We start from the raw sequence: 9,729 nt of genomic DNA, 5'->3' as shown, positions 1-9,729 counted from the left end.
AGCGTTCGTCCTGAGCCAGGATCAAACTCTCAAAATAAAAATTTATCCCAAAGTTAATTTCTTAACTTTCTTACTCTTTTAACGAATTGACTTCGTTTTGTTTCTGGCTTTGCACTGTTCAATTTTCAAGGTTCTTTTTGTCGTTTTTTCTTTTTGCGACGTGTTTTATTGTAACACGTTTCTTTCTGACAGTCAAGCCCTTTTCAAAACTTTTTTTCTGTGTTTTTTTTGAGCCTATCTGTTTATTGCGACTTGACTATAGTATCATGTTTGATTGTTTTTGTCAACTCTTTCGACAAATTTTTTTATTTGTCTATAACAAAAACAAGACATTACATATAAATAATATGTGATATCTTGTTTTTTGTTCATTGTTTTTTAATTATTTACTTTATGTAGTTCTCTATTTATTACTCTCCAAATTTCTTTTTTCTCAAATCCTTTTCTCCATGATGCTACCCCTTTTATATCATGTTTTCTTACTAGCTCTATTCTTTTTTCCATTGATTTTGAGTTTTCTAACCATACTTTGTATGTCTTATCATCCTCAACAAATTCTATATAATCCTGTTTACTTTCTTCATCCCAGACTATTTTAATTTCTTTTTCTTGTAGTATCTTCTCTATCGTATGCATTGAATAATCTTTTGCCGATGTTTTTATTTTACCATCTTGATTAATCTCTTTCCATAGCCTAGTATAAAAAGGAACTCCAAGTATTATTTTTTTCTTATCTACCATAGTCATTAGATTTTCTAGGCCTCTCTCTACCCAAGGTAAAGACGCTACTGATCCACTAGTCGGGCAACTCTTCCAGTGTTCATCATATGCCATTAGTATCATATAATCAACTACTTCCCCAAGCTGGCTTCTATCATAAAACATAGACCAATTTTCGCTTTTAGACTTAGGTGTCACATCTATTGATAGCTTTAAATTGTTTTCTTTACATATTGGATAAAACTCTTTCATAAATTGTGTGAGCATATCTTTTTCTTTAAGATAAACATTCTCAAAGTCTATGTTTATACCATCTAACTCATATTTTCTTGCAAACTCTATTATCTTATTTATAACCTTTTCTCTCTTTAATGAATTGTTCAATATTTTTGCTGTCATATCTGGATTAAAGCTATTGTCCACTAAGCCCCAGATTTTATAACCAACTCTGTGTGCCTCTCTTGAATACTGAAGTGATGCTTTATCTTTTATAAATCCATCTTCGTTATCTATGGAAAACCATGTTGGACATATGACATCTAAGCCTTCTATTTTTTCCATGGTCACTGGTGCTTTACGTTTTCTTCCTACGTACTCCCATGTTACATTTAATAAGCCATCTTCTAAATATACCTCTTCTTTTTTATCTATATCTTCTTTAGCTTCTGGTATGTTCTGCTTCATTTTACTATAATCAGAATTTTTTATGTACCCATAAAATCCTCTTTCGTTTCTTATATATGACCAATTATCTAGAGTTTTATATATGTATATATCTTCTCCTGTGTTCATTTTATCTAAAACATCAGACCACACACTGGTCTTTAGTCTGAGTCTTGTTCCATTTTCTATTTTTCCTTTTACTGCTACATTAGGTTCATCTACTATATATGTCTTCGATTCTTTTTTATAACTTATTTTATAATCTGTGTGTTTCTCTACAAATGACGATGACAGTATAGGTGCTCCTTGAAAAGTCTTTAATATATCGTTAGCTGATATTACTTTGGTATTTTCTTTTATTTGATTTTTTTTGTTATATACCCTTATTACTTTATCTTTTTTACAATATATCAGCGTTTGGTTATTTTTATCCCATAATATATCCATTCCTAATTTGTCTTTTATTATTTGATAATCTAAATAAATATTTTTATTATCGTTTATAGGTGTTATTTCATAATGTATGGGTTCTCCATTTATGACTATCTCATCTTCTTTGTTTGCATTGAATACTGGCTCGGCAACTAGGTTTGTATGATATACTAATACATACGTTGCTACAGCTATTGATACTAAGATACTATAAAATATTTTTTTCATTCTGCCCCCCTATTGATTGTTGTTTTATATAAATATATACTCTTTAATTATATCTTATATAACCACTATTATCATTACTATGTTTCAATTTAAGACATTTTTTTTGTTTTAGATTATCTCAGTAGGTCTTGTGGTTGAGACTTTTAGGATACCTTTTTGATTTTTAACCAATAAAATAGGTATCTCAACCATAGAGATACCTATTTGTTTTCAAATTGTATAAAGTTATTTAGCTTACTAATTCTATTCCTTTTTTGAAAGCTAACTTGTTTATTTCTACAAATCTTTCTTTTATATTTTGACTCATCGCTTTATCCCAGTCTATGTTATCTATTCCTATAGCTTTTACTAAACTTCCTAACATTATTATGTTTTGGGTTCTTATATTTCCTAGTTCTAATGCGTTTGCTGCAGCATCTATTACTTTTGTTTTTAATCCTGTTTGTAGCTCCTTTATTATTTCCTGAGGATAGCTACACTCTCCTGTCAATATTGGTACTGATGGAATTTCATAGTTGTTTATTACCACTATTCCATTAGGCTTTAGATAATCTATCCATCTCATAGCCTCCATTTTTTCAAATGCAACTATTATATCTGCTTGCCCTTTGCCTATGATTGGTGAATGTACTTTTTCTCCATACCTAACCTGTGTTGTTACACTACCTCCACGTTGTGCCATACCATGAACTTCTGACATCTTTACGTCATATCCTGCGTCTATTAACCCTGTTGCTAATATTTTACTAGCAAGTATTATACCTTGACCTCCAACACCAACTAGTAGTATGTTTTTTACCTCACTCATTTTATTCACCTACCTTTTTTATTGCATCAAATGGGCATACTTGTGTACATACATCACAACCAACACACATAGCTTGGTCTATTATAGCACCTTTTTCTGCATCAAATGATATTGCTGGACAACCAACTTTTAAACACATCTTGCACTTTTTACACATTTCTTCGTCAACTTTGCACTTTTGTCTATCTAACTTATACTCTTTCTTTTCGTCTTCTGTATATTTCTTTAATGCACATGGCCATTTTGTTATTATAACCGATGGCTCATCTATTGCCATTGCCTCATCTATTGCTTTTTTACACTCTGCTAGATTAAGAGGATTAACTGTCTCTACGTGTTTTATTCCTAATGCTCTCACTAGTTTCTCTATGTCTATTTCATCCGTTCTCTCTCCCATTAGTGTGTATCCTGTTCCTGGGTTTTCTTGATGTCCAGTCATACCTGTTATTCTATTATCTAATATTACTGTTACTATATTACCTTTGTTATAAACTACGTCTAATAAGCCTGTTATTCCTGAATGGAAGAATGTAGAGTCCCCTATTACGCTAAATACTTTTTTATCTACATTATTTTGCATACAGGCTTTTACAAATCCATGACCTGCACTTATACTAGCACCCATACATATAACTGTTTCTATTACGTTAAGTGGAGGTGCTGAACCTAATGTATAACATCCTATATCACCTGTTACTACTACATCTTTCTTTTTACTTAATTCGTAGAAAAATCCTCTATGTGGACATCCTGCACACATTGTAGGAGGTCTGTTTACTATTTTATCTTGGTTCTTGCCTACTAGTTTTTCTTCTTTACCAAATACTGCTTTTGCTATTATATCTGGATTGAGTTCTCCTGTTACTGGTATTATTTCTTTACCTATAACATCTATATTCATAGCTTTCATTTCTGTCTCTAAGTAAGGCTCTAATTCTTCTATTACATATAATTTATCAACTTTTGATGCAAACTCTTTTATCAAATCTTTTGGTATTGGAAATGTGAATCCTAATTTTAGATACGATGCATCTTTACCAAATACTTCTTTTACATATTCATACGCAACACCTGAAGTTACCACACCTACTTTTGTATCATTATATTCTGCATTATTTAATGGCGTTGTGTTAGAATATTCTTCTAGCGCCTTTAGTTTCTTTTCTAGCTCTACATGCATTACTCTACCATTTGCTGGCGATGCAACGTATTTTTTTATATTTTTCTGATATTTTATAATTTCTACTTCTTTTCTGTCTTCTAATTCCACTAAACCTTTACTATGGCAAATACGAGTTGTGAGTCTCAATAATACTGGTACATCATACTTTTCACTTATTTCAAATGATATTTTTGTGAAATCCTTTGCCTCTTGGCTGTTACTAGGCTCTAGCATTGGTAATTTGGCACTTTTTGCATAATATCTGTTATCCTGCTCATTTTGAGAACTGTGCATTCCTGGATCATCTGCTGAAACTAAAACTAAACCACCATTAACTCCAGTATATGCTACTGTAAACAATGGATCTGCTGCAACGTTTACACCGACATGTTTCATAGCAGCTAAACTTCTAGCTCCTGCTATTGATCCTCCTATTGCAACTTCTAATGCAACTTTTTCGTTTGGAGCCCATTCTGAATATATTTCCTTGTATTTTGCCATATTTTCTAGTATTTCTGTACTTGGAGTTCCTGGATATGCTGAAGCTAATGTAACTCCCGCTTCAAATGCCCCTCTAGCTACTGCTTCGTTACCTGTAAATAATTTTTTCATTGTATATCACCCCTTTATTTTTTATAAAAGCTATACTGCCGATATTAAGCTCCCTAATGCTATTGAATTGAGCTTAGCTTTATGAGAGTCTGCTCTTGATACTAAGACTACTGGAGCTTTCGCCCCCATTATGATTCCTGCTGACTCGCTGTTCGCAAAATACGTTAGTGTTTTTCCTATTCCATTTCCCATCTCTATATTTGGGACTACAAGTACATCTGCATCACCTGCTACAGGGCTTTCATAGTGTTTTATCTTTGCAGCTTCTTTTGATATCGCTAAATCAAGTGCCATAGGCCCTTCTACTATTACTCCGTTTTCAAACTGACCTTCTAAATATCTCTGCTTGATATTTGCTGCATCTATTGTTGCTATCATTTTGTCATTTGGCTTCTCTTTAGCTGCTAATAATGCTATCTTTATTTCTTCTTTATTAAGTATTTTGCTAGCTTTTACTGCATTGTTAACTATTTTGATTTTCTGCTCTAATGTAGGGCTAATATTCATCCCTCCATCTGTTAGAAATAATAATTTCTTGTAAGCTGGAACTTCATAAACCATGACATGACTAAGTAAACTATCTGTTCTTAATCCGTATTCTTTGTTTAAAACTTCTTTTAAAAGTATTGATGTATCTACTAACCCTTTCATCACAAAATCAGCTTTTTTACTACTAACATATTGTACTGCTGTTTTTGCTGACTCTGTTAAATCTTTTACATCAACTTTTTCAAAATCATCAATGCAAATATTTAACTCTTTTGCGATTTTGTTAGTTTCATCGATATCACCAATAAGTATTGGGCTAATAATTCCCATCTGTGCTGCCTCTACTACCGCCATGAGTACTTCTTTATCTTGTGGTGCTACAACGGCTAAAGTCTTTGTAGGTTGGTTTTGAGCCTTTGTAATTAATTGATCTAAACTGTTCAATTCTTCACCCCTTTATTTTATTAACTCTTATATTTATATAAATCATGTTATTATAATATTTGATGATTTTACATCTTATATTTTAACATAAATAAATAATACTTCAAATAAATTTTTAATATTAAAAAAAATTGTAATACTTTTATAATATTTTAGTATTATCTTGGACAAGAAAAAACCCGCTATTTAACCTAGCGAGCTAATTTCTTTATTTAATGTAGTTGCCTTTTTACCTCTTCTATTTGTCTTTTGCAGTTTAGTGTTACTTCATCGTTTGGATTTATTTCATATGCCGTTTGTATATCACTCTCTGCTTCCTTTATTTTTCCAAAGTTTAACATGATCATCCCTCTATTGCACAATAACTCTGAGTCATCTGGCTTTAGAACTAAGGCTCTATCGATTTTTTCTATTGCACTATCAAAATTACCTATTGTTGCATAACTCATTGCAAGTTCATTTAGTGTGTCTATTTGGTCTTTATTTATTGCTAATACATTCTCAAATTCTTTTATAGCCAATGTATAATCTCCTAGTTGTCTATATGCAAGACCAATCATAAATAATAAATTCCACCAATCTGTGTATTTCTCTTTCAACTTTAATAATATATCTAACCCTTTTTGTGGTTGCCTGTTAAGCACATAGTTGTATCCTTCTTCGTATGCTACATCTTCGTTTATTGCTACTAAATTTTCTTGCACTTCTTCTATCAAATCACTATCTGTGGATAGTTCTATAAACTTTTCCCATATTATTTGAGCTTTTTTAAATAATTTAGCGTGTTTATAATGAAACCCAAGCTTGTAATACGTCAGCTCAAAATCATTATCTATGTCCAATATATCTTCTAAAATTGATGTGGATTCTCTAAGAAATATGTTTCCTTCTTTATTGTTGTTTTTATATTTTGTAATTGCTATTTTTTCTAGCACTAATGCATAATTGTACATACCTTTTACGTTATTTGGTTCTATTTTAGTTAACGCTTTGAAATATATCAATGCATCCTCATCTTTTTCTTCTTTTAAATATTGAAAACCTCTATAAAGTAGATATTTATCTAAGTCTTCATGAATTTGACCTAGTATTTGAATATAATCTTTTACATATTTAAATTCTTCGTCTACTGCTATCAAATATATCATGCCATCTACTAATATGTTTAGCTTTATTTCTTCTTGAGCTCTCTGCTCTTTTATCTCTGTTACTAAATTATCTATTAGCATTGGATACGGTATGTCTGTTCTTAATACACCTCTTTTTAATTTTATATCAGCTTGTTGCTTTAATTCTATGAATGTAATATTTTGTACTTTTTGAGTATAGAATTCTTTTATACTTTTTATCATATTTCTTTACCTTTCTTCTATTAATTTTGTAAATTCATCTGTTATATTGAATACTTGACATCTATCAAATACATTTTTACCTTTTAGATATTTAAATAGCAATATAACATCTCTTTCTATTAGTTTTACATCTTCTAATAAAAATCCTTTTTTCTTTAGCTCTAAAATATCTATTGTGAATTTTTCTATATGAATATCATTTATTGCTTTTTTTACTGGTTTTAATCTATCGCTAATGTATATATCTCTTTTATCTGTTTCTTTTAGAAAATCATGTCTTGTTTTCTGAATTATATTTACGTCTTTTCTAACCATAAAATTGGGTAATGTAGATGTCTTGTTTGATACTATATAGTCATATTTTATAAGCTGATTAAATATCGCATACTGATTAAGTTCTTTATATTTATAAAATTCATCTAAGATTATATAAAGCTTATTCCTACTATGCGATAATGTATTGTATTTTTTATCTACCCAATACTCTGCAAAATCTTCAAAGAAATCAAATGGTTCTATATAGAAATTATTTATTATAAATTTTAGTGCAAGTTCAAAGTAAGCTTCATCTGAATATTTCTCTACTATATGTTCTATTTCTTTTATCTTTGACATTTCCTCAAAGCTTATATATTTATTGTACATCACCTCATATGGAGGTTTGTCATAAAATACAAATCCATGCAAATCTATTTCTTCTCTTAATTTAGTTCCTTTCAATAGCTTTAGAAATCCCATTTGTAGTTTGTCAGCATTAAGCTTATATACGTCATTAAAAGATTTTTTATAGCTATCATAACCCTCGTAAGGTAATCCTGCTATTAAATCTAAGTGTTGATGTATGTTTTTATATGAATTAATTCTTTTTACCACTTTACTGAGTTTTTCAAAATCGGTGGTTCTATTGATAGACTTTATTACTTTGTCATTGGTAGATTGTACACCTATTTCAAACTGAAAAAGTCCTTTTGGAACTTCTTTCAGAAATTCAAGCATTTCTTCGTCTAATATATGAGCTGTAACTTCAAAATGAAAGTTTATATCTTCTACTTTTTGCTTAATTATATATTTCATTATTGTTATTGCAAAGTTTTTATTGGTGTTGAAAGTTCTATCTACAAATTTAACTTGTCTTACTTTTGCATCTATTAATTTTTTTAGTTCTCTTTTTGTTCTTTCTAATGGAAAATATCTTGTGCTTTTTAAAGTCGAGGATAAACAAAAACTACAATTAAAAGGACATCCTCGAGAGCTCTCAAAGTATACGATTCTATCTTTCAAATCTTCTGTATCATCATATGGCGATGGGATTATATCTAGATTTTCTACCAATCCTCTATCTTTATTTTTTATTATTTTATCTTGATGTCTATATACTAATCCATCTATTGTATTTATGTCTTTATTCTCATTATTTAAATATAGCACTAATTCCCTGAATGTTACTTCTCCTTCGCCAAATATTATGTAATCTATATATTCATTTTTTTTCATCACATCTATTGAATCAAATGATACCTCTGGCCCACCAAATATTATATTTATATCTGGGAAAATGAGCTTTATCTTATACGCTAATTCTTTTATGGCATTTATATTCCATATATAGCATGAGAAACCTATTACATCTGGTTTTAAATTGTAAATCTGTCTTGCTATTAAATCTACATTGTTGTTTATTGTGAATTCTTTTATATCTACTTTTACGTCTATATCTTTACACATGCTCTTTAAATACCTAAGCGCTAGTGATGAATGTATGTATTTAGAGTTTAGTGTTGTTAATAATATTTTCATTTTATTCTCCTTTGTACTTCCCTTGAGTATAACCCTTTATCTTTATAATTTGTTGAATTTGATTTGATTTTATCCTTCTTCTTTTTTATTAATATTATTAAATATAAGAGACCAATCTCTTATTATTTTGTCAAGTTACCAGCTTTTATTGTTTCACTCCATTGTATTTTACCATTTGGATTTATTAACTCAAAGCTCACTGAGCCTTCTGATACTTCTAACTCTATTTTTTCTCAATATTATAGTGAGCTCTACTTTCATACTTAACATAATAACACCCTGATAGTAAAATAAGCATAACTAATACCAAACTCCCATCCTAAAAGCACATTTATCTCACCTTATGTATATTATCTAATTATTTCTATTTTAATCTGTACCCTTCTATAACTAAAAATCTAAATTTTTCATAGTTATAGTTTGATAATCTATAATCAAATCTATCTATTGAATGTGTTGTTATATATATATCGTCTATAGTATTCCCTTCTTTCTTAGTAACCATAGTATTATGGGAAAAATCATATTTATTAGGAAATTTTATTTGCACTAAATCTCCTACTTCTAGTTCCTCTATAGTTGCATTTCTTGCTATCGGGCCTGCTTTTTTATTATTTGTTATAAAATTATAAAAATGGCTAACTGAAGTCCACGATGGCGACCTGTTATCTTTATTTATGTAAAACCATCCGTTTTTTGAATAGTTCATAACACACCCAGAGTAATGAAGTATCTGAGATATATAATTAGTACAATCACCACCACTATTTTCAAAATCATGGTATTTATTATTCCTTAAAAATGCCCATTTTGATGCATAATAGTAAGCTTTTTGCCTATTGTATGGTAATATAGAAGTGTCGGTCTTTTTAAAATTAAAGTTCATATTAAAATCCCCCTACTAACTATATATATAAAAACTAATATTTTTATTCATATATGTACTATACACTAATAAATCTTTATATTCAAGCTAGTTATTAGTTTTATTAATATAGTTTTTGGGTATAAATATAATAGAA

Annotated in this window: 7 protein-coding genes; all 7 read right to left on the bottom strand. The window is 29.6% G+C overall.

The features are described 5' to 3' along the window. Positions 1–378: 378 nt before the first annotated feature. The 7 genes from P3X86_RS18180 to P3X86_RS18150 all read right to left on the bottom strand — a co-directional run bounded on the left by P3X86_RS18180 (position 379) and on the right by P3X86_RS18150 (position 9,593). The gene (locus P3X86_RS18180; protein WP_483294149.1) at positions 379–2,043 is read right to left on the bottom strand and encodes a glycosyl hydrolase family 18 protein; all 1,665 of its coding nucleotides are present in this window, start codon (positions 2,041–2,043) and stop codon (positions 379–381) included. Positions 2,044–2,272: 229 nt separating this feature from the next. Beyond that, positions 2,273–2,851, bottom strand: coding sequence for an indolepyruvate oxidoreductase subunit beta (locus tag P3X86_RS18175; protein WP_483294148.1), 579 nt, complete (start codon positions 2,849–2,851; stop codon positions 2,273–2,275). A 1-nt stretch (position 2,852) separates the two neighbouring features. Further along, positions 2,853–4,625 carry an indolepyruvate ferredoxin oxidoreductase subunit alpha gene (gene iorA, locus P3X86_RS18170; RefSeq protein WP_483294147.1) on the bottom strand — a complete coding sequence of 591 codons (1,773 nt, stop codon included), beginning with the start codon at positions 4,623–4,625 and terminating at the stop codon, positions 2,853–2,855. Between the two features lie 30 nt (positions 4,626–4,655). After that, the gene (locus tag P3X86_RS18165; protein WP_483294146.1) at positions 4,656–5,558 is read right to left on the bottom strand and encodes a bifunctional enoyl-CoA hydratase/phosphate acetyltransferase; all 903 of its coding nucleotides are present in this window, start codon (positions 5,556–5,558) and stop codon (positions 4,656–4,658) included. 212 nt (positions 5,559–5,770) lie between these two features. After that, the gene (locus P3X86_RS18160) at positions 5,771–6,910 is read right to left on the bottom strand and encodes a tetratricopeptide repeat protein (protein WP_483294145.1); all 1,140 of its coding nucleotides are present in this window, start codon (positions 6,908–6,910) and stop codon (positions 5,771–5,773) included. A gap of 6 nt (positions 6,911–6,916) precedes the next feature. Continuing rightward, on the bottom strand, positions 6,917–8,707 hold the full coding sequence (locus tag P3X86_RS18155) for a B12-binding domain-containing radical SAM protein (protein WP_483294144.1): 1,791 nt from the start codon (positions 8,705–8,707) through the stop codon (positions 6,917–6,919). 364 nt (positions 8,708–9,071) lie between these two features. After that, a complete protein-coding gene (locus P3X86_RS18150; RefSeq protein ID WP_483294143.1) occupies positions 9,072–9,593 on the bottom strand; it encodes an amidase domain-containing protein in 522 nt (173 codons plus the stop codon). Positions 9,594–9,729 lie beyond the last annotated feature (136 nt).

The organism is Abyssisolibacter sp. ZYX002, assembly GCF_056892235.1.
The sequence above is the reverse complement of the archived record's forward strand: the minus strand, read 5'-3'. Positions and strand labels throughout refer to the sequence as shown.

Bases quoted from the DNA above. Each gene is read 5' to 3' on its own strand.
- P3X86_RS18180 (WP_483294149.1), bottom strand. From the start codon at position 2,043: ATGAAAAAAATATTTTATAGTATCTTAGTATCAATAGCTGTAGCAACG.
- P3X86_RS18175 (WP_483294148.1), bottom strand. From the start codon at position 2,851: ATGAGTGAGGTAAAAAACATACTACTAGTTGGTGTTGGAGGTCAAGGT.
- iorA (WP_483294147.1), bottom strand. From the start codon at position 4,625: ATGAAAAAATTATTTACAGGTAACGAAGCAGTAGCTAGAGGGGCATTT.
- P3X86_RS18160 (WP_483294145.1), bottom strand. From the start codon at position 6,910: ATGATAAAAAGTATAAAAGAATTCTATACTCAAAAAGTACAAAATATT.
- P3X86_RS18155 (WP_483294144.1), bottom strand. From the start codon at position 8,707: ATGAAAATATTATTAACAACACTAAACTCTAAATACATACATTCATCA.
- P3X86_RS18150 (WP_483294143.1), bottom strand. From the start codon at position 9,593: ATGAACTTTAATTTTAAAAAGACCGACACTTCTATATTACCATACAAT.